Raw genomic sequence first — 25,702 nt, 5'->3', positions numbered from 1 at the left:
TAAGCTTTTGCCAAAAACAGAAGTTACCATCTATACAACTCCTTTTAAGAACCGTTTAAAAGTCTAATCTGCAAGGCTCTGTCATTCAAAGCCTCAACAATTGATAAACTATTTTAAATTAGTTCTAAATAGACCGTAAAAAGCCCGTCAAAGTTTGTTAAAAATTAGAATGAAGCGTATTTTTGCTCCACTTTATCTAAATAATTCAACACGTTTATGGCGAAATCTGCGCTTTTAAAGTCATCATTGGCAAAAAAATACTGGATGGCTTTCACAGGCCTTTTTCTGTGTCTGTTTTTAATAGGTCACCTTTTAGGAAATCTACAATTATTAATTCCCGTAAGTGAAGGTGCCAGGGATCAATTCAATGAATATGCCCTATTTATGGCCACCAATCCTGCCGTTAAGATACTGTCGTATCTTACTTATATTAGTATTCTTTTTCATGCTATTGACGGTATATGGTTAACAATTACCAATCGACGGGCCAGACCTCAGGGCTATGTTAGCTTTAAACCTTCCACCAATACTATTTGGGCATCGCGAAACATGGGAGTGCTTGGAACTATTATTCTTGCTTTTATCGCGGTTCATTTATACCAGTTTTGGGGACAGCTAAAATTTGGATCTCTGGATGATTCTCTTTACACTACCGCTAATGATCAGGAAGTCACCGACCTTTACACACTTACTATTCAAACCTTCCAGGATCCTCAATACGGATTAATTTGGGCTATTATTTATGGGTTTTCCATGCTTGCAATTGGTTTTCACCTGTATCATGGATTTTCAAGCGGTTTCCAATCTTTAGGCGTTAATCATCCTAAATATAATGGGTTTATAAGGAAGTTGGGTTATGCTTTTGCGATCCTGGTTCCCCTTGCATTCGCGGTTATCCCATTTTACATTTACTTTATACTAGAAAAAATTTAAGCTATGGGAATATTTGAATCTAATACACCTAAAGGCCCATTGGCAGAAAAGTGGACCAATCATAAAAATGCAATAGACCTGGTAAATCCTGCCAACAAACGTAATATTGATGTTATTGTAGTTGGAACGGGGCTAGCCGGCGGTAGTGCCGCGGCAACCCTGGCAGAACTGGGTTATAACGTAAAAACATTTTGTTATCAGGATTCTCCGCGAAGGGCTCACTCCATTGCAGCCCAGGGAGGAATTAATGCTGCAAAGAACTATCAGGGAGATGGTGATTCTATTTACCGCCTTTTCTATGATACCGTAAAAGGAGGAGATTATCGCTCCAGAGAGTCGAATGTTTACAGACTTGCGCAGGTTTCCGGGAATATAATTGACCAGTGTGTGGCACAGGGAGTTCCATTTGCCCGTGAATACGGTGGTCTTTTAGATAACCGTTCTTTTGGAGGTGTTCTTGTTTCAAGAACCTTCTACGCGAAAGGACAAACAGGCCAACAATTATTGCTTGGAGCATATTCAGCGATGAACCGCCAGATAAACCGAGGAAAAATCAAAGCTTACAACAGGCATGAAATGCTAGATATCGTTAAGGTTGATGGGAAAGCCCGGGGAATAATCGCAAGAAACCTGGTTACAGGAGAATTAGAAAGACATTCAGCACACGCTGTAGTAGTTGCTTCAGGAGGATATGGAAATGTATTTTTCCTTTCCACCAACGCTATGGGAAGTAATGTTACGGCAAGCTGGAAAATACATAAAAAGGGAGCTTATTTCGCTAACCCATGTTTCACTCAAATACACCCTACCTGTATTCCGGTTTCAGGAGATCACCAGTCTAAACTGACTTTGATGTCTGAATCACTTCGTAATGATGGTAGAATTTGGGTTCCGAAGAAAAAAGAAGATGCGGAAGCAATTAGAGCCGGAAAGAAAAAACCAACAGAGCTTTCTGAAGAAGAAAGGGATTACTACCTCGAGAGAAGATATCCTGCTTTTGGTAACCTTGTGCCTCGTGATGTTGCTTCCAGGGCAGCAAAAGAACGTTGCGATGCAGGTTTTGGGGTAAATAAAACCGGGGAAGCAGTTTACCTTGATTTTAGTTCAGCAATTATGAGGTATGGTAAGGAAGCTGCAACTACCCAAAAGATAGACAATCCTTCAGATGCCAGAATAAAACAATTAGGAAAACAGGTTGTAGAAGCCAAATATGGTAACTTATTCCAGATGTATGAGAAGATCGTAGACCAAAACCCATACGAGACTCCAATGATGATCTATCCGGCCGTACACTATACCATGGGTGGGGTATGGGTAGATTATAACCTTCAAACTACGATTCCTGGCTGTTATGCGATTGGAGAAGCCAACTTTTCTGATCACGGGGCAAACAGACTTGGTGCATCTGCTTTAATGCAGGGTCTTGCCGATGGATATTTCGTACTGCCATACACTATAGGAGATTATTTATCCAACGATATTAGAACCGGGGCGATCCCCACAGATTCTGCTGAATTTGATGCAGCTGAGACTGAAGTTAGGGAAAGACTGGAAAAACTAGTAAACAATAAGGGAACCAAATCTGTAGATCATTTCCATAAGATCCTTGGAAAGATCATGTGGAACAAAGTTGGAATGGCCAGAAATGCTACTGGTCTCAAAGAAGCTATCACCGAAATTAAAGAACTCAGGGAAGAGTTCTGGAAAGAGGTTAAAGTTCCCGGAAATACGATGGAAATGAACGCAGAGCTTGAAAAAGCAGGCCGTGTGGCAGATTTTCTTGAGCTTGGCGAATTATTCGCTAAAGATGCTTTGCATAGAGAAGAATCCTGTGGGGGTCACTTTAGAGAAGAATATCAAACCGAAGAAGGGGAAGCAATGCGTGATGATGAGAACTTTATGTATGTAGCGGCCTGGGAATACACTGGTAATCCTGCTGATGCTATCTTACATAAAGAAGATTTAGATTATGAAAATATCCAGGTAAAAACAAGGAGTTATAAATAATTTGAAAATTTGAAAATTCGTTTATTTAATTGACTAGTTTTCAAATTCTCAGATTTTCAAATTGAAAATATGAACCTTACACTAAAAATATGGCGCCAGAAAAACGCCGACACAAAAGGAAAAGTTGTAACCTACCAGGTTTCAGATATTTCTGAAGATATGTCTTTTCTTGAAATGATGGATGTTCTTAATGAACAGCTAATCGATAAAGGAGATGAGCCCGTAGCTTTTGACCATGATTGCCGTGAAGGGATTTGCGGTTCTTGTAGCCTTCAGATAAACGGGGAACCTCACGGGCCAGATCGCGGAGTGGCAACCTGCCAGCTTCACATGAGGAAGTTTAAAGATGGTGATACTATTACTATCGAACCTTTCCGCGCAAAAGCGTTTCCGCTTATAAAAGATCTTGTGGTTGATCGTAGTTCTTTTGACCGTATTCAGCAGGCAGGTGGTTACGTTTCGGTAAATACTTCTGGAAATACAATAGATGCGAACTCAATTCCGGTAGATAAGGAAAGTGCAGATATGTCATTTTATGCCGCTACCTGTATTGGTTGTGGAGCTTGTGTTGCCGCTTGTAAAAATGCCAGTGCAATGTTGTTCACTTCAGCAAAAGTAAGCCAGTTTGCACTTCTTCCGCAAGGGGAAGTTGAAGCAGACCGCAGGGTTTTACAAATGGTAGAGCAAATGGATAAAGAAGGATTTGGTAACTGTACCAACACCGGAGCCTGTGAAATTGAATGTCCTAAAGGCATTTCTTTAGAGAACATCGCCAGGATGAACAGGGAATATCTAAAGGCAAGCGTAAAATAAATAGCCTTTGATTTAAATATAGAAGAGCCCGGACTTTGTAGTTCGGGTTTTTTTATGCATTTTATTTAAAAAATGAACTATGACTGGAAATTTTGATATTAACTCCAAACTCCCTGGTACAAAAACCAGTATATTTTCAGTAATGAGTAAAATGGCTAATGATCATGGAGCCATCAATTTATCGCAGGGTTTTCCGAATTTTGAAACAGATCAAAAGTTAAAGGACCTCGTTTTCCAGGCAATGAAAGATGGGTACAATCAATATCCGCCAGATTCAGGCGTTCAGACTTTGCGGGAAGAGATCGTAAAAAAGATTAAAACACTATACAACAAAAAGTATGATGCCAATTCTGAAATTACGATTACTTCCGGCGCCACGGAAGCTTTGTATTGTGCCATAACTGCTTTTGTTCAAAAAGGTGATGAAGTCATTGTTCTAAAACCGGCATATGACACTTATGAACCTACGGTGAAACTTAACGGCGGGATTCCTGTGCAGATTCAGTTAAAAGGAGAAAATTATAGGGTGGACTGGGATGAGGTAAAATCTGCAATTACTTCAAAGACGAAAATGATTATCATTAATACACCCCATAATCCTACCGGTACTGTTTTATCTGAAAAAGATATGCTTCAGCTTCAGGAGATTCTGAAAAATACTAATATCATCCTGTTAAGTGATGAAGTTTATGAGCATTTAATTTTTGACAGCGAAAAACATCAAAGCGCTTCTAAATTTACAGACTTATCTGAAAAGTCTGTTGTTTGCGCCTCTTTCGGTAAAACCTTTCACAACACCGGCTGGAAAACAGGCTATTGTGTTGCTCCCAAAAATTTGATGAAAGAAATTAGAAAAATTCACCAGCTTACGGTTTTTTCAGTGAACCACCCTATGCAAAGAGCCTATGCAGAATACTTACAAACTCCGGCTCATTATTTAGATCTTTCTAATTTCTATCAGACGAAAAGGGATCTTTTTCTAAATTTCATCAAAGATTCGAAATTCACCTTTACTCCTTCAAAAGGAACTTATTATCAGCTTTTAAATTTTTCCCGGATAACTGATGAAAATGATGTACATTTCGCAGAGAAATTAGTAAAGAAACATGGTTTAGCCTCAATTCCGGTTTCGGTTTTCAATATTAATGAAAAGGATAACAGCCAATTAAGATTCTGTTTTGCTAAAACAGATGACACTTTGGAGAAGGCGGCAGAAATACTTTGCAAATTATAGATGAATTTTAATATTAAAATCCATAGTCAGGATTTTGTTTTACATCCATTCGGGGCTGTTTACTGGCCAGAACAGGAGGTTCTTCTGGTAGCAGATGTCCATCTTGGTAAAGTATCCCATTTTCGAAAACACGGTAGCGCTGTTCCCTTAAATGCTATTTCTCAAAATTTTTTAAAACTTGATCAGCTAAGAAAAGAGTTTGATCCCGAACATATTGTATTTCTCGGAGATCTTTTTCATAGCTCGCTCAATTTAGAATGGAATATGTTTGAAGAATGGATTGGAAGCATAGACAATCAGGTGTACCTCATTGCCGGCAATCATGATATTATTTCCCCGCTAAAGTATGAAGAACTAGGCATTAAAGTTTTTTCAGAGGTAAAACTGGAAGGTTTTCATTTAAGCCATCATCCAGAACCTACAGAGCATTATTTTAATATTTGCGGACATATACATCCAGGCTTTAAGATGAGAGGCCATGGCAGGCAATTAATAAAGCTATCTTGCTTTTTTCAAAATAAAAATCAGATGATCCTTCCCGCTTTTGGAGAGTTTACAGGAAATTATTTTATGCGCCCGGAAAACGGAGATCGCATTTTCGCCATTACTGGCAAAGAAGTGATCCCAATAAATTAACCTGCCCCATGATAAAAAAACTGGCCGTTCTAAATTTTCTTTCTGTTATTCTGAATATCGCCCTGAACTTTTATGCACAAACAGGAAGGATCAACAATACCACCATTGGTGAGATGAGCGATAAATATTCTAATTTATTTACCCCTGCAGATTATGCATTTTCTATCTGGGGCCTTATTTATTTTAGTCTTCTGCTATGTTCAGGCTTTATGATTCAGCAGGCATTTTCAAATGGGAAATACACTAATTTCATAAAAAATACTTCCATTTGGTTTATCGTAGCGAATCTGGGAACTGGTTTATGGACCATCGCCTGGTTATATGATTTAACGGGAATGTCCGTCGTTTTGATGTTTCTGATTCTGGCCAAGCTCTTAAAGCTTATTATAAATAATGAAATGGAGATATGGGATGCACCCTTCAAAATTATCCTGTTCTACTGGTGGCCCATTTGCCTGTATTCCGGATGGATAACAGTTGCAAGTATTGCAAATATGGCCGCCTGGCTTACTGAAATTGGATGGGACGGTGCTATTTTTTCTGAAGCAGAATGGACCGTAATAATGATAAGCGTAGCTGTAATCATTAACCTTTTGATGATCTATTTGAGAAATATGCGGGAATTTGCAGCGGTTGGCGTTTGGGCATTAGTAGCTATTTATATAAGGCACCAGGGAACTGAAGAATTAGTCGCTGCAACAGCACTCGCCGGGGGAATTCTATTATTTCTGAATATAGCTTATCATGGTTTTGTAAACCGGAAGTCTAACCCTATGTACAAAATGCTTGCTGGGAATTAGAAAAAGGAAGAATTGCCTCAGACGATTGTCTTTTTTTCAGCTTTTTATTCGGTAGTACCCTATAAAATTTTAAGGAACGACCCTCAACCCAGTATTTTATAGTTTAAAGTTACTTACTATTTATAACCTTTTTTACAAATTTTCAAATTGTGGTATTCTTTGAAGAACACAGTTTAAAAATACTTTGTTATCAGTTAGTTAAGTTCCCGTTTAACTTCTTATATCTAAAAGCGAAACGGTCTGATTTCTTTAATAGAAAACAAGTAACTTTTACTAAGAAATACTATGGCTAATTTTAGATTTTAGACCATCCCTTTGATGTCGCTACCCCAGCTAGGATAGGAGAATATCATTCCTTTCAAAGTTTCACAGGTTAATTTACCACACATTGCCATTACAAACATATTGATCATTTCTCCGGCATCTGGCCCTACCAAATGTGCTCCTAGAACAAGACCCGTTTTTTTATCTACCAAGGTTTTATAGGCATAATAATCGTCATTTATCCGTTTAGCATTAAACCACTGTGGCACCAGTTTTTGGTCAAGTGTAAAATCATATCCCTTTTCTCTGGCTTCTTTCTCATTTAAACCTACAGAAGCCAGATTAGGTAAAGTAAATACTACGGAAGGTTGTGGAGGATAATCTACTTTCTTTTCACGGTCTTTATCCAGAATATTTCCTGCTACAAGCCGCGCTTCCTGAGAAGACAATGGAGTTAGTGGAAGGCCTTCACTCGCCGACACATCGCCACACGCATAGACGCTTTTATTGGTAGGACTTTGCAAATGTTGATTTACGGTAATTCCCTTTTTTGAATATTCCACATTCCCCTTCTCCAGATCCAGACCGTCTATAGAGGGAACTCTTCCGGCTGCATTTATAACCAGTTTTGCCTTTAATTCAATTTCTTTTCCCCCTTGTTTCGCACTAATCCTGTAATTTGTTTGAAGTTTCTCAACTTCAGTCACCGCGGCATTAAATATAAATTTGATCCCAATTTCTTCTGAAGCTCTCTGAAGATGTTTCACCATATCTTCATCAAAGTTGTTCAGTGCCCTGGATTCAGTATCTATCATCGTTACTGCTACACCGCATCTAGCCGCAATATGGGCAAATTCCATCCCAATATATCCGGCTCCAATAAAGATCATACTTTCCGGCAGCTCTTCCAGCTCCAGGAATTCGTCACTTGTTATTGGAAGATCTCTCCCCGGAATCGGTAATTCCAGGGGTTTATTCCCTGTAGCGATCACTATCTTTTTTGCTTTTACGGTTTTACCCTCCACCGAGAGTGTATTTTCATCCAGGAATTTCGGAGATTGATGATACATTTTAATACCAAGTTGCTTCATATCTTTTTCGGTAGCAGCCGGTACGGCGCTCGTGAAGGATTTTTTAAATTCCATAAGATCTTTCCAGCTGAATTCAGGCAATTTTGTGATCCCATTTCCTTTCATTTTTGCAGCGCGATCCAGGATTTCAGTCAATCCTACTAAAACTTTTTTTGGATCACATCCCCTGTTTGCACAGGTACCGCCAAATTCCCGGTTATCGGCGATGGCTACTTTTAAGCCTTCAGCAACACATTCTTTAGCGACACTTTTTCCGGCTGTTCCGGTTCCTATCACAAAAACATCAAATTCTTCAAATCCCATAGTTACATTCAATTAAATTGTTTTTACCACACCCCCATCCACTCGTAAAGAAGCACCATTAGTAGCCGAAGATAATGGACTGGCTACATAGGAGATCATATTTGCAATTTCCTGAGGGTCTGCAAATCTCTGAATAAGTGAGGTGGGCCTGGTTTCTTCAAAAAATTCTTCCTCGGCTTTTTCTTTCTCTTCCTTATTATCAGCGTCAATCATTTTCTGAACTCCCTCTGAAAAGGTTGGTCCTGGCAGCACACTGTTCACAGTAACTTTTGAACCTTTGGTCATTTCAGCAAGTCCTCTTGAAATGGCCAGTTGGGCTGTTTTTGTCATTCCGTAGTGGATCATTTCCACAGGAATATTTAATCCACTTTCACTGGAAATAAAAATAATTCGGCCCCAGTCCTGTTTCAGCATTTTAGGTAAAAAAGCTCGTGACAATCTTACCCCGCTTAGCACATTCACTTCGTAAAACTCCAACCATTCTTCATCAGAGATATCTCCAAAATCTTTGGGTCCAAAAATGCCAACATTATTTATTAAAATATCCAGCCTGCTCAATTCTTTGATAAGCTTATCAATTTCTTCTTTTTCAGAAAAATCACAGGCAATACCCGAAATATTTCCTTCTGGCACCTCAGTTTTGAGTTTTTCCAGTGCATTCGCTACAGAATCTTCTGAGCGCCCGTTTATTATTACTTCTGCTCCTTCTTTTGCCAGAGTCCAGGCAGTGGCCAAACCAATTCCTTTAGTAGACCCTGATATAAAAACCTTCTTTCCTCTTAATTTTAAATCCATTATCCTTAATTTTTCTTTTTGCTGAATATAGCCCTTAACTCATGTTCCTGGTAAAATATTAGAAAGAAGATATACAAAGAATAGAGCATTTGCGTGCCCACTGTGCCCCAGTCTTCTTTAAAAGCGCTTCCTGCAATAAGAATAATCATGAAAATCGCGGCTCCAATTAATGTTTTTCTGGCCAACACTCCAAAAAGCAGGAAAATACCCAGAATTCCTTCAATAAAAGGAATAGCATAGGCAATAGGAGTTACCAAAATTTCAGGCAACATACTATCTTCGAAACCTTTTATTATTCCATTCGCGAAAGCTTCCAATTTTGGAATTCTTACGAGGCCATGAATAAAAAGATTGATTCCCAACGTGATCCTTGCCAGAAAATATGCAAGCTGTTTGTTATCCATCTTCTAATTTTAGGGAAGTTATGTATTGCTGCGCGGTTCTTGTGTTATTAAATTGATAAAATCTGTAATGCTATTTAATAGTTAAAAATCAGTTTACTGGTTGTAAGGCAATTTGTATGAATTTATATTTGCAGGAATGAGTACTAGTCTTATCGCCCAGAAATTTGCACAGTCCCCGCAACAGCAGGAACTGCGAAATGCTATTGCCACTTCCGAAAAAAATAAATCTAAAATTCATCTAAAAGGTCTGGTAGGTTCTGCCCTATCCTTTGTTGCGGCAGATGCTTTTAAGGAATCTGATCAGCCCTTCCTGATGATCTTTAATGATAAAGAGGAAGCTGCTTATTATTTAAACGATCTTGAACAATTGGTTGGGGAGAAAAATGTACTTTTTTATCCCGGTAGTTATAGAAGACCGTACCAGATTGAAGAAACGGATAATGCGAATGTACTTTTAAGGGCAGAGGTACTAAACAGGATTAACTCCAGAAAAAAACCTGCTTTAATCGTTACTTATCCCGATGCTCTTTTTGAGAAAGTGGTAACCAGAAAGGAACTGGACAGAAGCACCCTGAAAATTGCCGTTGGAGAGGAACTCTCGATAGATTTTGTAAATGAAGTACTTTTTGAATACCAGTTCAAGAGAGTTGATTTTGTTACAGAACCGGGGGAATTCTCTGTGCGTGGAGGGATTATAGATGTGTTTTCCTTTAGTCATGATGAACCTTATAGAATTGAATTCTTTGGGGACGAAATAGACAGTATCCGAACCTTTGATGTGGAAACCCAGCTTTCTACAGATAAAAAGAAGAAGATTTCGGTAATGCCGAACGTAGAGAACAAGCGTCTTGATGACACTTCGACTGCGCTCAGTGTGACACGAGAAAGTTTCCTGAAGTATATTTCAGAAAAAACCATCGTCTTCATTAAAAATCTTGACCTGCTTTCAGCTCAGGCAGATAAGCTATATAAAAAAGCAGAGGAAGCCTTTAAGGAGCTTTCAGAAGATGTGAAACATAGTGAACCAAAAGAACTTTTTAGTAATGGCGAGCTTATTAAAAAACAATTGCTGGAGTATACTGCAGTAGAATTGAGTACACAGGCTTTTTTAAAAGCTGAAAAAATAATAGAGTTCCACACCAAACCTCAACCTAGCTTCAATAAGCAATTTGAATTACTCATAGACAATCTTATTGAAAATCAGGAAGCTGGTTATACAAATTTCATTTGTTGCGTAAGTGAGCAGCAAGCGAAACGTTTTCACGATATTTTTGAAGACCAGGAGAAAGAAGTAAAATATCAAACGCCTGTTTTTTCCATGTTCCAGGGGTTTATCGATGAAGATTTAAAAACTGTTTGTTATACAGATCACCAGATTTTTGAACGTTATCATAAATTCAATTTAAAGAATGGTTATGCCAAAAAGCAGGCAATCACCCTGAAGGAACTAACAAATCTGGAAGTTGGCGATTATGTAACGCATATAGACCACGGAATTGGGAAGTTTGGCGGACTTCAGAAGATCGATGTTGAAGGTAAAAAACAGGAAGCGATCAAACTGATTTACGGAGAACGTGATATTTTATATCTCAGCATACATTCGCTTCATAAGATCTCCAAATTCAATGGTAAAGATGGCAAGCCACCAAAGATCTACAAGTTGGGAAGTAATGCCTGGAAGAATCTTAAGAAGAAAACCAAAGCACGGGTTAAGCATATTGCCTATGATCTTATTAAATTATATGCGAAAAGAAGATTAGAGAAAGGTTTTAAATACGATCCTGACTCTTACCTGCAACACGAGCTGGAAGCTTCCTTTATGTACGAAGACACCCCTGACCAAAGTTCTGCCACTGCAGCCGTAAAAGCCGATATGGAAAACGAGCGCCCAATGGATAGGCTTGTATGCGGCGATGTTGGTTTCGGGAAAACTGAAATTGCGATTAGAGCTGCTTTTAAAGCGGTAGATAATAATAAACAGGTGGCAGTTTTGGTCCCTACCACCATTCTTGCTTTTCAGCATCATCGAACTTTTTCTGAAAGGCTTAAAGATTTCCCGGTAAGGGTAGATTATCTGAATCGTTTCAGAACCGCAAAGGAGCGAAAAGAAACCCTGGCAGATCTTGAAAGCGGCAAGGTGGATATTATTATTGGCACGCACCAGTTGGTGAGCAAAACGGTTAAATTTAAGGATCTGGGATTGTTGATCGTAGATGAAGAACAGAAATTCGGGGTCGCCGTAAAAGACAAGTTGAAGACCATAAAAGAGAATGTGGATACCTTAACCTTAACCGCTACTCCAATCCCCAGAACCCTACAATTCAGCCTTATGGCTGCTCGTGACTTATCTACCATCACCACTCCCCCTCCCAACCGATATCCTATTGAAAGTCATGTGATTCGGTTTTCAGAAGAGACCATTCGTGATGCTATTTCTTATGAAATTCAGCGAGGAGGACAGGTGTTCTTTATTCATAACAGGGTGGAAAACATTAAGGAAGTTGCCGGAATGATCCAGCGCCTGGTGCCCGATGCGAAAATTGGCGTGGGACATGGACAGATGGAAGGTAAAAAACTAGAAAAATTGATGCTAAGCTTCATCAATGGTGAGTTTGATGTGCTGGTTTCAACCACGATCGTAGAAAGCGGACTTGATGTTTCTGAGGCCAACACCATCTTTATCAATAATGCCAATAATTTTGGTTTGTCTGATCTTCACCAGATGCGTGGGCGCGTAGGCCGTAGTAATAAAAAAGCATTTTGTTACTTTATCACTCCGCCATATTCCGCAATGACCGAAGATGCCAGGAAGCGTATTACCGCTTTGGAGCAGTTTTCAGAACTCGGAAGCGGTTTCAATATTGCCATGAAGGATCTTGAAATTCGTGGTGCAGGAGATTTACTTGGCGGGGAGCAAAGTGGGTTCATCAATGATATTGGTTTTGACACTTATCAAAAGATCCTTAATGAAGCTATTGAGGAATTAAAAGAAAATGAATTTCGCGATCTGTATGCTGAAACTGAAGATGTGGAACAAAAGGATTTTGTCAAGGAAACGCAAATAGACACAGATTTCGAATTGCTCTTCCCTGATGATTATATCAATAATATTACTGAAAGATTGAATCTTTATACCAAATTGAACGAACTAAAAACTGAAGAAGAACTTCAGAAATTTGAAGCTGATCTGGTGGATAGATTTGGAGAACTTCCCACTCAGGCTGTTGATTTGCTAAATTCGGTTAGGATAAAATGGATTGCGGCCAAGATTGGTTTGGAACGAGTAATCATGAAAAAGAACAAAATGGTAGGTTATTTTATTTCCGATCAAAAATCCAGGTTTTATCAAACCAATAACTTTACTAAAGTGCTCCAGTATGTACAGACACACCGGCAGAATTGCACCATGAAAGAGAAGGAAACCCGAGCGGGATTAAAACTTCTACTTACTTTTGACCGGATCACTTCTGTTGAAAAAGCTTTAAAAGTGCTGCAGCCACTGGATTTTAGACACAAAAAGGAGGAAGCTGTTAGTTAAAATTTCTGCTCTGACCCTTCCGTCCGCCTTCGGCTGACACCTTCCCTAAAATTAGCGAAGGAGCCTTTTAGTAATTTCTGCATTTTTTTTCTCCACCTAATTTAGAAGGGGTGTACGAGGGACGTGGTGGTCAGTTTTTAAAATTATCTTTTATCTTCTGTATCACAAAATCCAAATTATCAAACACTACTTTATTTTCAAATCTTATAACTCTAATTCCAAGCATATTTAAATCATCGGTTCTCTTTTTATCATATTCTCTGGCAGCTTCATTAAAATGAACCTGCCCATCCAGTTCAATAATCAATCTTTCCTGCGGACAGTAAAAATCCGCAATATAATTTTCGATACTATGTTGCCTTCTGAATTTTCGCCCTTCTAACTTACTATTTCGTAAATGCTTCCAAAGAAAAGCTTCCGCCGGAGTAAGTGATTTCCTCAATTTTTTACGATATGGTTCCAGGTATTTTCGGTTGTGTATTCTCTTCATAGGAATTGTGTTTTTGACCTTTCGTCTGCCATCGGCTGACACCTTCCCTAATATTAGGGAAGAAGCCTTTTGTTTATTTTTTTCTCCCCTCCTATTTTAGGAGGGGTGTCCGAAGGACGGGGTGGTCCGTTTTAATTTCATTCCCCAATCACTCTAATATCATCAAGATCGTACGTAGTAGTTTTATCAAAGCTGGAGCCTAAATATCTGAAGCCTATCCAAACATTGCCCTCTAAACAGGAAATATTAATATTTGATTCTCTGAAAATCGTTGCATTAGAACTTGAAGGGCCGAATGGAATATTGGCATCTAACTCTGTCCATTCGGTACTTAGCGGATCACCGGTATAGTCCTGGGTGATATATACTTCGAGAATCATTCCTTTATCGTAGGAAGAAAGTATATCAAAACTCAACATTTCAGAATTTGAAGAGTTTAAATCTATTTTTGGAGTAACCAGCCAGGCCTCTAACGGACTTTCATTGGTATTATATGCTGAAATCCGCAAAATCCGGTTTCCTGCAGATAAAGTAGGAGTGAATTTTTTCTCTCCCCCACTTACATTCACATTGGTCCAGCCTCGTGAATTTAAAGTAGTGTTAGAAGTTACCCCATCAAAATTCTCTTCAAATATGATTTTTGTGCCATTAGTAGTAGTTGCATTTTCGCAACTCAGGTATTCTGTATCACATCGTTCTCCATTCATTTGCAAGGCATCTGGCGAATTCACCACCACTACATAATGTTCATCATAGAAATCCCGGGTTAAAATCCCTGCAATACTTCCTGAACCCGCAGGAATAAGGAGCGATTTAAAATTAGAAAATGTACTGGTACTCAGTAAGACAGTTTCACCGGTTTCACAACTTTCTAGCTGCCGCTCTCCGTCAAACCTGTCATAAGCATTGGAGGCAAAGGAAAAAATCTGATCATTTTTAACCAGATTTCGATCAAACTGAACATTTTGTAATTTGACATATAAATTCTTTAATTCCGAATTAAAATCTGAGATACTGATATTCTTCGGAAGGATTTCCGCAGTTATTTCAGATCTTATAATATGGTCATCTATTAAAGAATTTGGTATTGCCACCACATCACCCCTGTTTTGAATACCTAATTGCAATACTCCATTATTATACCACAAGCTTAGACCGTCCAGCTTAACATAGATCTTCCTACCTATATTATAAGTTTGAAAAAGAGAATTATGATCTAATAATATATGAATTCCGGCAACTGGATTTTCCGGTTTATCCTGAACTACCAGTTCCTTATAGAAATTGCCGCTAGCATCACTGGAAATCACATAGCCCTCAAACCAGGTATCACTTTCCCGGAAGGTATAAATAGCTTCAGTATCAAAATTAAAGTTGCCTTTTACTGCTAAAATACTGGTGAGATTTCCTTCAATTTCAACTTCTGAAATTTCCTGTTCAGGAATTTCAAAATCATCTGTTTTTACACATCCTTGTATCATAAAAATTATCCCCCAACCAAAAATTACAAAATTCCTCATATCCCATTCATTAAAACCTTAAATATACATTCGCAAAAAAAGTAGTTCCCTGGCCATACCAATATTTGTTTGAAAACAACGGTAAATCCCGATCCAAATCCTGCTTTAGCGTGCGGTAGTTAGAATTTCTGGCCTGCTCATAACCACCACTCTTATAAAAAACATCTAAAATATTATTGAGACTTATAAAAGTGCCCAGGTATTTATCTTTTATGCGCCAAGATTTACCTCCTACCATATTTGTAAGGAAATAATCTTCAAATTTTTCCTGTCTTAGCAATTTAACTGCAACCTCAGGAGCATAATCCAGTAAAGGTAGGCCGTCATAATCCTGTTGGAAATTTATAGTACGTGTAAGCGGATTTATATCTACAAATCCGTTGGCAAAATAGTTAAGGCTAAGGCTGAACCACCAGAAATCCGGATCCCGATATTCAAATCCTATTTGGGCCGCAGTTTGTGGACCGCCAGATAAATGGTAGTTTTTAAGATATGCCTTTCCATAGTTAAGGGTTTCGCTGAAGGAAGCTGAGCTTAGCGATAATTCAGGATTATTGGCATAGAGATATTCCCCGAGCGCCAAAACTGCTTTCAATTTAATAGTAGGAGTGACCTGAGATTCTGCTCCCATTTCCAATCCGTAATACTTCTTATCCATTCCACTTAATACCTCCTGAACAAACGCAGCCGTATTTTCCCTTTCCAGCCCGGAAAGACCTTCCGCAAAATAATATGAAACCTCTGTGACATCATTTATTTGAGTATAATATCCGGTAAGCCTGAAATTTAAAAAAGAAGAACGATAACGATAAGAAAGGTCTCCGCTCAATATATTTTCTTCTGAAAGGTCGTTTACCAGAAAATCATTCTGCCTAGGATTTATAAAAGCATTCCTAAATCCCGGTGCTTTGGTAAAATACGCTGTATTAATTTCAACATTCTGCCTACCGGAAAACTTATAAACGCCGCCGGTTTTTATACCAAAATTTAAAAATTCAGCCACATTACCTGCTCCCAGGGAATTATCTGGGAAAATCCCGTTTTGATATTTCCCCTTCCTTTGGTATTGTACTGCCTCTATATTTCCTGATACATGAACCTCGAGCTTATTATTATTCCATTGTAATTGACCAAAAAGTTCTGTTTCTTCCGCATCAATTTCATAATTATATTTATATCGGTCCCCTTCCCGAACCAATCTGTTTAAATTCTGCAAATCGCTTTGAGCTTGACGGCCACTAACTTCGCCAGCCACAACCTGTACAAAAACATCGATATCCAAAAACTGGTTTCCACCCAACAAATCCTTTATTCTGGAAAAATTTTCGCTTTTAAGTGTATGATGTCTAAAAGAAGAATTCAATTTTAAATTATTTCGAAGTTCCCAGCTAAAATTAGAATTCACCGTAAACTGCGAATCTTTATTTACGTCTTCGGATAGAGCATAAATAGAGTTTTCAGAATTTATTAAGTTGGAGGAATACAGGGAATTCCAGTCTAATTGGCCATTCTGGGTAATCTCAAGTTGTGCCTGATAAGCAGCTTCAAAATTTTGAGCATCCGGAAACCGGAGAAAATAGGAAGGCAATTTTTGATAATAAGAAGGATCTGGATTTGCACCCCCACCCGCAAAACTTTGTTGACCGTTTGCTATATTTAAAACCGTCCCGCCATAGTCTATCCTGGAATTAGAAGTTTCGCCAAACTGATAGGAAATTGCTGTATTAAGTTTCATTTTTCCTGAAATATCCCAAAAATGATTTAGCATCAATACCGGTTCTTTTATCTCCCTGATCCTGGAATTACGAATTTCTCCATTCTGAAAACCCCAGTAAGGATTATACGTCCTGCCTTTCAGTTCAAATACCTCTTCAGTAATCGCTGCTGAACGACCGCGAATATTAGGGGTGTAAATACCACTGAAATTAAGTGAATGTCCATTCCCCAGCTTCTTTTCAGCAGAAATAAATAAAGAATTAGCGCTATATATAGTTCCATCAATATAAGCCTCCTCTGCAAATCTCCTTCCCAGCGAAATTGCATAATACCAGCCATTGTTATTTTCACCCGAAGCATAGGTCGCCATGATCCTTCCGGTATAACTTCTATTGGCAGCTGCAAAAGACAGTCTACCCCCTTTTTGATATTTAGAAGCACGCATAATAATATTGGTAGTTCCTCCTAAGCCCCCAAACTGGAAATCGTTCGCCGAAATTCCATTTGAAAATATTTGATTCCGCTGTACATCATTTAATCCTCCCCAGTTGGCCCATTGTGGCCTGCCATCATACATTTTATTCATTTCAAGGCCATTTATAAGGATCTTCCCATATTCTGAACCCAAACCTCTCGGACGGAAAAATGTCTGACTAAAATCGAATGCTGCTGCATTTAAGAATACATCCCGGCTGGATTGTAGAATTCCCGAGATATTATCGAATTCGCTTTCTTCTGAAAGCAATTCAGCGTCAGAAAGACTTATCGTATTTTGATGAATTTGCTCTGAAGAAAGATCTGGTTCTAAGAGAATTGTCTCCAGTATTTTCACTTCAGAAGTTAGTCTGATTGGGATCCTTTTAATTAGATACCCCAATTTGTCAATTCTTAGGATATATTCACCGGGAACAATATTCATAAGTTCCAGAGAGAATTCACCTTCTGAATTGGAATATACTTCGTTGAAACTATTTTCGATGGAAACTTTTACCTGTGGTAAGGGCACTTCGGTAAAGGCGTCTGCAAATTTACCTTTAATGGTAATTTGCTGAGGTTTCATAGACGTCCCCATAAGCACGGCTATAAAAACCACAATAACCTTTATGTTCATTTAATTGCCCCAAAATAAATATTAATTAAACTATCGGTTAAATATATAATAAACTTATATTCAGTAGTTTAAAAAATCCATTTATTTAAGTACGGGTTTAAAAATAATTTTTAATGAACTACAGGAATTTTCTAATTGTCAGCATTTACATGCTTTTTCACTCATTATCGGGTCAGGAAAAAAGAGATTATGAAATACATACCATAGCATTTTATAACGTAGAAAACCTGTTTGACACGATTGATAATCCTGAAACTTTTGATGATGACCGTACCGCTACCGGAAAAGATGTCTGGAATGATGAAAAGTATAGGTCCAAAATTGAAAATATAAGTCGGGTACTTTCAGAAGTAGGTAAGGAAACCACGAAAGAACCACCGACGATTATAGGTCTATGTGAAATTGAAAACCGACAGGTGCTGGAAGATCTAATAACCCATCCAAATTTAAAAGATCTGCATTATGGTATTATACATTATGACTCCCCGGATGAGCGAGGGATTGATGTTGCTTTCCTCTATAGAAAGCAATCTTTTCAGCCAATAGATTCTAAAGCCAGAAAGCTGGTTATATACGAAGCTGATAATCCTGGAAAACGAGATTATACCAGAGACCAGTTAGTGGTTTCAGGTTTACTAAATAAAGAAGAAATGTATTTTATAGTAAATCACTGGCCTTCCCGGGGAGGAGGCGAAGCCCGAAGTGCCTATAAAAGGGAAAAAGCAGCCTTCTTAAATAAAAGGATCATCGATTCCCTGGTCAAATTAAATCCTGAAGCAAAAATTATCTCTATGGGCGATTTTAATGATGATCCCACAAATAAAAGTTTTAAAAAAGTCCTGAATGCCAAATCCAGCAAAGAATCTCTTTCCTCCAGCGAGTTATTTAATCCTATGGAAAAAATGCTAAAACAGGGAAAAGGTAGTCTTGCCTACAGGGATTCCTGGAATTTGTTCGACCAATTCTATATGACCGGTAACCTGGTACAGGCAAATAACTCAGGATTTCAATTCTACCAGGCAGGAATCTTTAATAAACCTTATCTAATTACTACCACCGGACAATTTAAAGGATATCCTGCACGTACCTATGGTTATTCTGGATACGAAGGTGGTTATAGCGATCATTTTCCGGTGTATATTTATTTAATTAGGGCACTTAACTATAACAAAAAAGCCCCTTAAAAATCCGGAGCCTTTTTAAAATTAAATTTATTTTATTGAGCCTCTGAAGTGTAATCATCGGATTAAGTTGGTGTCATTTCGACGGAGCATAGCGGAGTAGAAACCTCTTAATTTTATCTAATTCCAATAAGATCTCTCCCTTTGGTCGAGATGACCATCAATGAAAATCTACATTTACAACAGTCATTATGAATATAATCAGGTAAACTCTAGTAGGGTGTTCCGTCAATATAGATTGCTATTGCTTCGCTTCATCCGCATTGAAGAATTCAGTCAAAAATCTACATATCCTGAAAAGAAGACATTTCGCCTGCGCTCAATATGACTTTGATACTTAATTATAGATTAGAACCAGGCGCTCCATGGAATTCTCGAAAGCATTACTACCAATGCAAAACCGTAAAAAATGGCCAGCATTTTAAATTTAGGCCTGGAAGTAAGTTTCTTTTTATGTTTTGAATATCCAATGGTAATCAAGGCAATTGCGATGATCATCATAAGCGGATGCTCTACATTGTATAATCTTAAGGTAGCATCGCCCATAACTCCGCCCATTCCTTCTTCTGCCCACATCTTAAAGTAAGGAGTGGTAAAATAAAGTACAATTCCTATTAAAAGCTGAATATGAGAAACAATAAGGGTAAAAAGTGCTATCCTAAAATTGGTAGCTGAATATTCCTTATTAGTTGCAAATCCAATGATTCCATTAAAACTTGCAATTAGAAGCATAAATAAGACAAGATATGCCCAATATGAATGGATAAACTGAATGGTTTCGTACATAAATTTTTAATTTTTAGAGTTCGCTAAAATACTAATTATTCCCATGTATTCTCAGCGCTTGCCCCACCCCAAATAAGCGTAGCTAAAAAGGGATTATCAATAAAGGGATTCCTGTTACCCTGGGCATTTTCAATCACATTATTACGCTGTAATTCGAAAGCTGAAACCGGATCTTCACGATTCCATTTCAGAAATAGTTCCAGGTTTCCAACTTCGGTAAAGCTATCGCCATAACTAAGGTTAACATACATAATGATCCTGGCAACATCACCTCTCCAATCATCTCCGGGAAACCATTTGTCACCATCTATCAGCTTATATTCACCACTTCCATCGGTAAAAGGATAATTTAACCTTTCTGAATTAATCTCAGCATCGGCCACTCTTAATAAGTGAAGATCACTTACAGATTCTTCAGTGTTTAATCGGGATTGAGGATATATATGTTCGGTATTAAAACTTTCATCACCATCAAGATCTCCCAACTGGTATTCGTCATCTGGCCTCAATTCTCCTGAATAAACCAGGACTACCATGGAGTCGTCGTCAAGATCTGCATCTGCATCATAGAGATAATCGTGGCGATCTACATATTCAAGTCGGTTGGTATGCTGGGCATTAGTAAAATCTGAAAGTTCAGCATATAGTAGATCAGGATCTACACTGAAGGTTGCATCAGCATAATAATCCTTCAAATTATCCGGAATATTAAATTTAACGACTTCAACAATATTTACCGTTACGGTTGCCGTAGAGCAGGTAGCTTCGGCATCATCGTCACAAATAGAATAGCTAAAGCTGTCTTCTCCCTTAAATCCGGTCTTTGGTTTGTAGGAGACCGTTCCATCGTTATTAAGAACAATGCTAGCATTACTTCCTGAATCATCGATAGAACTAATGACAGCATCGTCTGTTAAATCATCATTCTCTAAAAGTTTGGTAATAATCTCTTCAGTGGTTCCTAACTCAATCACTACAGTGTCATCATTCGCGACCGGAGAGCCTGTATCCTGTACCTGTATGGTAATTGTTGCTGTAGAACAGTTAGGGGTCTCGTCATCATCACACAAGGTATAGGTAAAGCTATCCTGACCTGAAAATGAGGCTTCTGGTTCATAAAGGATACTACCATCTTCCTGTAGCGTTACCGTCGCATTACCGCTGGCACTTTCTACTGAAGTCACTACCGCATTATCTACAACATCATCATTCTCCAGGTGATTGCTAATGGTATAGGTTTTTCCTTCTTCCATAGTAAAGGAATCATCTTCGGCAACCGGCGAACCGGCATCTCCGACAATAACAGTTACTATGGCACTTGAACATCTTTCTGAATCCCCCGGAACACAGATAGTATATGAAAAAGTATCATTTCCGGTAAAATCTTTGGCTGGTTCGTAAGTATAGGTATTATCACGATTATCGGTAATACTCCCGCCGGCTTCTGTTTCTGAATCTATGGAAGTAATGATGGCATTATCCACAATTTCATCATTCTCAAGTAGCTTGGAGCGATTAAAAGTATAAGCCTCATTTTCTACTGCGGAAAGCTCATCTGCCTTAGCTACGGGATTTTCGTCTATAACGGGGGGAGTGGGATTGGATACCGAATCATCTTCACCAGAACAGGCCAAGATCACCACAAGCAGAAAGAGACTAATATATTTCTTCATATTTCAAGTATTACGGCTGCAAATATCCAACATTTTAAGCCAAAAAAAAACCTCTTACCATGAAGATAAGAGGTTTATATAAATTAAGTGGTAGAACTTATTCGTTTATCACCCATTCTCCACCTTCTCTTATAAGGCCAAGACTTTCCGTAGTATTTGTGCCGTTGTAGATATCGAATGTTACCAAATACTTCTGACCTTCTTCTGCATTAGGCGCGATCTCATTTAGAAGCGCTTGCATGGCTAAAAGAATATCAGCATCAGACCAGTATGCGCTTGCACCCGGACGACGATCAAAATTACTATAACGCTCCATGCTGGCGATTTGCGTTGACAAATCAGCATTTCCAGCCAAAGCATCTGCTATGATTGAATAATCTGCAGAAGTAAGTGTATAATTGATCGTGTTATCTGGCACCCACATTCCATCTTCAAATCCAAATTGAAGTGAATCTGAAACTACAGATGGAATTGCGTTCCAGTCACCCCCTTCAAATACGAAGTTTGCATATTCGGTTACCGTTGCTTCACCATTATAGAACTTATATCCTACGGCTTTGAATTCACCTTCAGTAGCATATGGAAATTCTCTCCCAAGAAATATTGCAATTTTAGAAAGTGCTTCTTCTTCATCACCAAAGTTATTGAAACGCTGACCAAATTCTTCCGTATAAGAATTTTCAGGAAGCATATAAGGTAAATCCCACTCTCCATTTGTATAAGCGAAAACTTTGGTTTCTTCAATAGTTGAAACTGAAGCGTTTTCATCGATTACAAACTCATCGTTACTAAAGATAACATTTGTAACCTGAGTAGAAACCGATCCATTATAGATAGCATAAGAAACAATGAATTGATCACCTTCTTCTGCATTTGGATATTCTTGCATCAGTACAAAGTTGATCGCTTCAAGTAGCATATTCTCATTCCAGAAATTATCGCTGCTAGGTCTTACATCAAAACTTCCAAACCTGGCGACGTTGGCAGCAGGACCAGGATATTCTGTTTCAAACTCAGCTCCAACTTCGTCATAATTATCGTCAGACAATTCATAAGCTCTACCACCTACAGAAATATAGGTATTCCCATCAAATTGAACTGTCATGCTTCTTTCTTCAACACTTCCACTATAAACTGCATAAGAAACATTGTACTTTTGACCAGTGACAGTTCCAAAATTTTCAGTAATTACGGCTCCCAGAGCTTCTACAATCATATCATTGCTCCAGTAGTTTGAACTGGTTTCCCTAACATCAAAACTTCCAAATTGAGCAGCATTCGCAGCGGGACCAGGATATTCTGTTTCAAACTCATCACCGATAAAGTCAAAATCATCATCGTTAAGTTCATAAGACTTCTCTTCAGCAAGAATATTGTACGTCAGTCTTACGTATTCACCTTCTTCAGCCTGAGGATATTTAGCCTCAAGAAAATCTGTAATCTCTCCCATACCAGTAAAATAGTCGGTAGAAAGATCGATCATTCCATAATCTGAAGCTGAAACCGTGTAATCTTCAACCCTAAGAGGATCGAAAAGATCAAAACCTACGTTAATAATAGAACCCGCTCCGTAAGTAGGATAAAGATCTGCAAGTAAAGAAGGGATCAAAGTTCTTGCATCTTCTACTGAACCGAAATTAGGAAAGTTCTGCCCAAGATCTTCGTAATCATCCTCAGTAAGCACATAATCTCTCTCTGCAACAGCAAGCTTACTATCCAGCTCATTGTCTATCTCTTCATGAATGTCTTCCATAGGCTCACAACCTGTTAAGGCCAGACCTATAAAAGCCATTATTACATAAAATGTCTTTTTCATCTTGTTTTGTTTAGAAGTTAAGTTTTGCTCCTACAGTGTAAGTTCTTCCGAAACCGTACCATACAAGTGCTGTACGTGCATTGTTTCCAAGACCATTCTGTGCGTTCGCAATATATTCTGTATCTGTAATGTTATAAACGTTTGCATTTAAAGTAGCATCAAATCCTACTACAGAGAAATCGTAGGTAAGACCTACATCCAGGGTTCCAAAATCTGGAAGTTTCCAGGTATTTCCTGCATCTGGATCGTTACGGCTAACCGGGTCAAAATCTGACCAGAAGTCCCCGTAATAATTATAGTTACCTCTAATTCTCATATCTTCAAGGAATTCGTAATCCACACCTAAACCTGCAGTGGTTTGAGGTGTACCTCCTACCTTAGTGCCTTCAATGAATAAATTGATCTCATCTATAAGGTTTTGCTCCTCATCAAAGATCTGTACTCCTGTAACATCATCTTCCCAGGTATAATCTCCAAGAGATGCGAAACCGGTAATAGATAATTCACTAAAAGGACGATATTCAAAATCTATTTCAAGCCCCTGGTGGATCGCATTGATCCCCAAGATATTTGCTACTCCAAGAGAACCGTCCGGGTTATTATAAGAATATACTAAAGATCTATCTCTCCAGTTAGTTCTATACACATTTACATTAGCTCTAACCACAGGAGTTCTGAAGGTGTAACCAAGTTCTGTACTAAATATCTTTTGGTTTTCAGCATCCGGGTTCACATCGTTTACAAAATTAAGAAATACTGCATTAAAGAAAGGTGCTCTCTCAAAATAACCAAGGTTGGCAAAAACACCGCTACTTTTTGTAAAATTATAGTTAGCTCCACCTTTAACCTGGTACCCAAAGAAATTTGTAAAATCTGTTTCCTGAGCAGGATCTGAATCAAGGTTATTGAAGTAATCTACACGCTTGTAGGAAGTATTGGATGCAGCCAAAGAAACGAACACATCAAGATCATCTTTTGAATACTCTGCCTGAAGGAATCCACCTTCCCAAAGTACGATCCCGTCGTTATAATAACTAATCTTATCTCCAACCTGCGCCAGGTTTACCGGATTGTTTACGTTAGAATCATCAAAGAAATACTGTCCTCCAAGAAGATCGGTAACTTCCTGAAAGTGCTCTCCTTTATAATATCTTAGATCTATACCAGCAAGAAGTTCTATATCGCTGGTTATATCTGTAGATAAGGTAGAAAGTGCTCCAAACCAGTTATGGTCATTTCTTGAAGCTCTAAGAATAGTTTCAGAACCATCTGCACCTCTGGCAACGTTTTCATCTACGATAAGGTCCAAATTCACAGGTTGCAAATAACCGTCTCTATATTTGGAATCCAGGCCAAATTTGTTGGTTCCGGCCCATCCACCACCACCACCTGTACCAAAAGAGGCGTATAGTGCAGTAGACAATTCAGTTTTTTCGTTGATATCCCAGTAGTGGTTAAGAGACATTTGTGGTTTATGATAGAAGTTATCCTCTATATGAGTCACCTGTCCATTTAAATAACCCCAATCCCCGTTAAATTTAATTCCTCTTTCGCTTTCACGATAGGTTTCAATAAGATATCTGTTCTGGCGCTGACCGTGTCGTTGGGGAGCACCAAAAATGGTGAAAGACAATTGATGATCTTCCCCAAAATCTTTAGCTATGTTAGCGAAATAGTTATATCCAATAAATTCTGTACCATCAACATAACCATTACCAACTGTTCTGGAAGCAGATACTGTAGCAGCCAATCCGCTTTCTGTCCTACCTGTTGAAACTGTTGCGCCAAACTTAGTGTAACCATCATTTCCAGTTGCGGCAAAAATATTCCCACCTTTCTCCGCATCGGTAGTTTTGGTTACAATATTCACGGTTCCTGCGATAGAAGGAACAGCAACTTTAGCAGCACCCAAACCTCTTTGTGTCTGCATAGTTCTGGTCACATCAGAAAGACCTGCCCAGTTACTCCAGTAAACACGACCATTTTCCATATCATTTACAGGAACACCATTGATCATTACCGCAATATTTTCCCCTTCAAAACCTCTCATACGAAGTTCAGCATCTCCAAAACCACCACCGGCTTTGTTCGCATAAACTCCGGGAGTAGATTTAAGCACTTCCGGGAATTCCTGGTTACCGATCTTTGTTTCGATCTCAGCAGCGCTAATGGTTGAAACTGCCACAGGAGTTTTTCTGTCAATTGCCAAAGAGAAGCTTGTTACCACAATCTCATCAAGAGCATTATCATCTGCTCCTAAAATAATCTCTCCAAGGTCCTGACTTCCATTCGTTAAATTGAATTTCACCTCTTTAGATTCGTATCCTACGAAGCTAATTTTAAGTGTACCGGTAGATTTCTCTACATCCAGAGAGAAGTTACCTTCAAAATCTGTCATCGTACCATTGTTAGTACCAACTACCATCACATTCGCTCCTGGAAGTGGCCCACTAGTTTGAGAATCCATTACCACACCGGTAATAGTTCCTTGAGCAAAAATCGTAGCAGATGTAAAGAACATCGCTAGCAGTAATAATTTCCTCATTTGTTTTGTTTGTTTGTGTTTGATTAAAATTCGCTGCAAAAAAAGC

At 38.5% G+C, this 25,702-nt stretch carries 18 protein-coding genes; 8 read left to right on the top strand and 10 right to left on the bottom strand.

Going from position 1 to position 25,702, the window contains the following annotated elements; all coding sequences use genetic code 11:
* Positions 1–216 precede the first annotated feature (216 nt).
* The 6 genes from Q1K34_RS01450 (at position 217) to Q1K34_RS01425 (ending at position 6,423) form a co-directional block, all read left to right on the top strand.
* Positions 217–933: a succinate dehydrogenase cytochrome b subunit gene (locus tag Q1K34_RS01450; protein WP_300433892.1), complete on the top strand. Its 717-nt coding sequence runs from the start codon at positions 217–219 to the stop codon at positions 931–933.
* A 3-nt stretch (positions 934–936) separates the two neighbouring features.
* On the top strand, positions 937–2,940 hold the full coding sequence (locus tag Q1K34_RS01445; RefSeq protein ID WP_300433891.1) for a fumarate reductase/succinate dehydrogenase flavoprotein subunit: 2,004 nt from the start codon (positions 937–939) through the stop codon (positions 2,938–2,940).
* Between the two features lie 69 nt (positions 2,941–3,009).
* Entirely contained in the window at positions 3,010–3,753 is a 744-nt protein-coding gene (locus Q1K34_RS01440) for a succinate dehydrogenase/fumarate reductase iron-sulfur subunit (RefSeq protein ID WP_300433890.1), read from the top strand.
* Positions 3,754–3,832: 79 nt separating this feature from the next.
* Positions 3,833–4,987, top strand: a complete 1,155-nt coding sequence (locus tag Q1K34_RS01435; RefSeq protein WP_300433889.1) for a methionine aminotransferase — start codon at positions 3,833–3,835, stop codon at positions 4,985–4,987.
* Positions 4,988–5,623 carry a ligase-associated DNA damage response endonuclease PdeM gene (pdeM, locus tag Q1K34_RS01430; RefSeq protein WP_300433888.1) on the top strand — a complete coding sequence of 212 codons (636 nt, stop codon included), beginning with the start codon at positions 4,988–4,990 and terminating at the stop codon, positions 5,621–5,623.
* 8 nt (positions 5,624–5,631) lie between these two features.
* Complete coding sequence (locus Q1K34_RS01425) at positions 5,632–6,423, top strand: tryptophan-rich sensory protein (protein WP_300433887.1); 792 nt, start codon at positions 5,632–5,634, stop codon at positions 6,421–6,423.
* A gap of 302 nt (positions 6,424–6,725) precedes the next feature.
* Here the strand turns inward: Q1K34_RS01425 and Q1K34_RS01420 are convergent, their stop codons facing one another.
* The 3 genes from Q1K34_RS01420 to Q1K34_RS01410 are packed head-to-tail and all read right to left on the bottom strand — an operon-like array spanning position 6,726 to position 9,280.
* Entirely contained in the window at positions 6,726–8,081 is a 1,356-nt protein-coding gene (locus Q1K34_RS01420) for an NAD(P)/FAD-dependent oxidoreductase (protein ID WP_300433886.1), read from the bottom strand.
* Positions 8,082–8,093: 12 nt separating this feature from the next.
* Positions 8,094–8,876 (bottom strand): SDR family oxidoreductase, encoded by a 783-nt coding sequence (locus Q1K34_RS01415; RefSeq protein ID WP_300433885.1) that lies wholly within the window; start codon positions 8,874–8,876, stop codon positions 8,094–8,096.
* A gap of 5 nt (positions 8,877–8,881) precedes the next feature.
* Positions 8,882–9,280 (bottom strand): DoxX family protein, encoded by a 399-nt coding sequence (locus Q1K34_RS01410; RefSeq protein ID WP_300433884.1) that lies wholly within the window; start codon positions 9,278–9,280, stop codon positions 8,882–8,884.
* 136 nt (positions 9,281–9,416) lie between these two features.
* Here Q1K34_RS01410 and mfd point away from each other — a divergent pair, with 136 nt between their 5' ends.
* Entirely contained in the window at positions 9,417–12,818 is a 3,402-nt protein-coding gene (gene mfd / locus Q1K34_RS01405; protein ID WP_300433883.1) for a transcription-repair coupling factor, read from the top strand.
* Between the two features lie 130 nt (positions 12,819–12,948).
* On the opposite strand, the gene Q1K34_RS01400 is transcribed toward mfd, so the two are convergent.
* The 3 genes from Q1K34_RS01400 to Q1K34_RS01390 form a co-directional block, all read right to left on the bottom strand.
* Positions 12,949–13,308, bottom strand: a complete 360-nt coding sequence (locus Q1K34_RS01400; protein ID WP_300433882.1) for an endonuclease domain-containing protein — start codon at positions 13,306–13,308, stop codon at positions 12,949–12,951.
* Between the two features lie 137 nt (positions 13,309–13,445).
* The gene (locus Q1K34_RS01395) at positions 13,446–14,828 is read right to left on the bottom strand and encodes a DUF5689 domain-containing protein (protein WP_300433881.1); all 1,383 of its coding nucleotides are present in this window, start codon (positions 14,826–14,828) and stop codon (positions 13,446–13,448) included.
* Between the two features lie 10 nt (positions 14,829–14,838).
* Positions 14,839–17,655, bottom strand: a complete 2,817-nt coding sequence (locus Q1K34_RS01390; protein ID WP_300433880.1) for a TonB-dependent receptor — start codon at positions 17,653–17,655, stop codon at positions 14,839–14,841.
* A gap of 113 nt (positions 17,656–17,768) precedes the next feature.
* Between Q1K34_RS01390 and Q1K34_RS01385 the strand changes: the two genes are divergently transcribed.
* A complete protein-coding gene (locus Q1K34_RS01385; RefSeq protein ID WP_300433879.1) occupies positions 17,769–18,839 on the top strand; it encodes an endonuclease/exonuclease/phosphatase family protein in 1,071 nt (356 codons plus the stop codon).
* Positions 18,840–19,184: 345 nt separating this feature from the next.
* Here the strand turns inward: Q1K34_RS01385 and Q1K34_RS01380 are convergent, their stop codons facing one another.
* From Q1K34_RS01380 to Q1K34_RS01365, 4 genes are all read right to left on the bottom strand, one after another.
* Complete coding sequence (locus Q1K34_RS01380; RefSeq protein ID WP_300433878.1) at positions 19,185–19,622, bottom strand: hypothetical protein; 438 nt, start codon at positions 19,620–19,622, stop codon at positions 19,185–19,187.
* 35 nt (positions 19,623–19,657) lie between these two features.
* Positions 19,658–21,295: an Ig-like domain-containing protein gene (locus Q1K34_RS01375; RefSeq protein WP_300433877.1), complete on the bottom strand. Its 1,638-nt coding sequence runs from the start codon at positions 21,293–21,295 to the stop codon at positions 19,658–19,660.
* Between the two features lie 97 nt (positions 21,296–21,392).
* A complete protein-coding gene (locus Q1K34_RS01370) occupies positions 21,393–23,111 on the bottom strand; it encodes a hypothetical protein (RefSeq protein WP_300433876.1) in 1,719 nt (572 codons plus the stop codon).
* Positions 23,112–23,121: 10 nt separating this feature from the next.
* Complete coding sequence (locus Q1K34_RS01365) at positions 23,122–25,656, bottom strand: TonB-dependent receptor (protein WP_300433875.1); 2,535 nt, start codon at positions 25,654–25,656, stop codon at positions 23,122–23,124.
* Positions 25,657–25,702 lie beyond the last annotated feature (46 nt).

Source organism: Christiangramia sp. (assembly GCF_029937855.1).
GTDB lineage: Bacteria > Bacteroidota > Bacteroidia > Flavobacteriales > Flavobacteriaceae > Christiangramia.
The sequence above is the reverse complement of the archived record's forward strand: the minus strand, read 5'-3'. Positions and strand labels throughout refer to the sequence as shown.

What these genes read in the sequence shown, in the direction of transcription:
- pdeM (WP_300433888.1), top strand. Translation starts at nt 4,988, where the DNA reads ATGAATTTTAATATTAAAATCCATAGTCAGGATTTTGTTTTACATCCA.
- Q1K34_RS01400 (WP_300433882.1), bottom strand. Translation starts at nt 13,308, where the DNA reads ATGAAGAGAATACACAACCGAAAATACCTGGAACCATATCGTAAAAAA.
- mfd (WP_300433883.1), top strand. Translation starts at nt 9,417, where the DNA reads ATGAGTACTAGTCTTATCGCCCAGAAATTTGCACAGTCCCCGCAACAG.
- Q1K34_RS01390 (WP_300433880.1), bottom strand. Translation starts at nt 17,655, where the DNA reads ATGAACATAAAGGTTATTGTGGTTTTTATAGCCGTGCTTATGGGGACG.
- Q1K34_RS01410 (WP_300433884.1), bottom strand. Translation starts at nt 9,280, where the DNA reads ATGGATAACAAACAGCTTGCATATTTTCTGGCAAGGATCACGTTGGGA.
- Q1K34_RS01395 (WP_300433881.1), bottom strand. Translation starts at nt 14,828, where the DNA reads ATGAGGAATTTTGTAATTTTTGGTTGGGGGATAATTTTTATGATACAA.
- Q1K34_RS01440 (WP_300433890.1), top strand. Translation starts at nt 3,010, where the DNA reads ATGAACCTTACACTAAAAATATGGCGCCAGAAAAACGCCGACACAAAA.
- Q1K34_RS01380 (WP_300433878.1), bottom strand. Translation starts at nt 19,622, where the DNA reads ATGTACGAAACCATTCAGTTTATCCATTCATATTGGGCATATCTTGTC.
- Q1K34_RS01445 (WP_300433891.1), top strand. Translation starts at nt 937, where the DNA reads ATGGGAATATTTGAATCTAATACACCTAAAGGCCCATTGGCAGAAAAG.
- Q1K34_RS01420 (WP_300433886.1), bottom strand. Translation starts at nt 8,081, where the DNA reads ATGGGATTTGAAGAATTTGATGTTTTTGTGATAGGAACCGGAACAGCC.
- Q1K34_RS01365 (WP_300433875.1), bottom strand. Translation starts at nt 25,656, where the DNA reads ATGAGGAAATTATTACTGCTAGCGATGTTCTTTACATCTGCTACGATT.
- Q1K34_RS01435 (WP_300433889.1), top strand. Translation starts at nt 3,833, where the DNA reads ATGACTGGAAATTTTGATATTAACTCCAAACTCCCTGGTACAAAAACC.
- Q1K34_RS01450 (WP_300433892.1), top strand. Translation starts at nt 217, where the DNA reads ATGGCGAAATCTGCGCTTTTAAAGTCATCATTGGCAAAAAAATACTGG.
- Q1K34_RS01415 (WP_300433885.1), bottom strand. Translation starts at nt 8,876, where the DNA reads ATGGATTTAAAATTAAGAGGAAAGAAGGTTTTTATATCAGGGTCTACT.
- Q1K34_RS01370 (WP_300433876.1), bottom strand. Translation starts at nt 23,111, where the DNA reads ATGAAAAAGACATTTTATGTAATAATGGCTTTTATAGGTCTGGCCTTA.
- Q1K34_RS01425 (WP_300433887.1), top strand. Translation starts at nt 5,632, where the DNA reads ATGATAAAAAAACTGGCCGTTCTAAATTTTCTTTCTGTTATTCTGAAT.
- Q1K34_RS01375 (WP_300433877.1), bottom strand. Translation starts at nt 21,295, where the DNA reads ATGAAGAAATATATTAGTCTCTTTCTGCTTGTGGTGATCTTGGCCTGT.
- Q1K34_RS01385 (WP_300433879.1), top strand. Translation starts at nt 17,769, where the DNA reads ATGAACTACAGGAATTTTCTAATTGTCAGCATTTACATGCTTTTTCAC.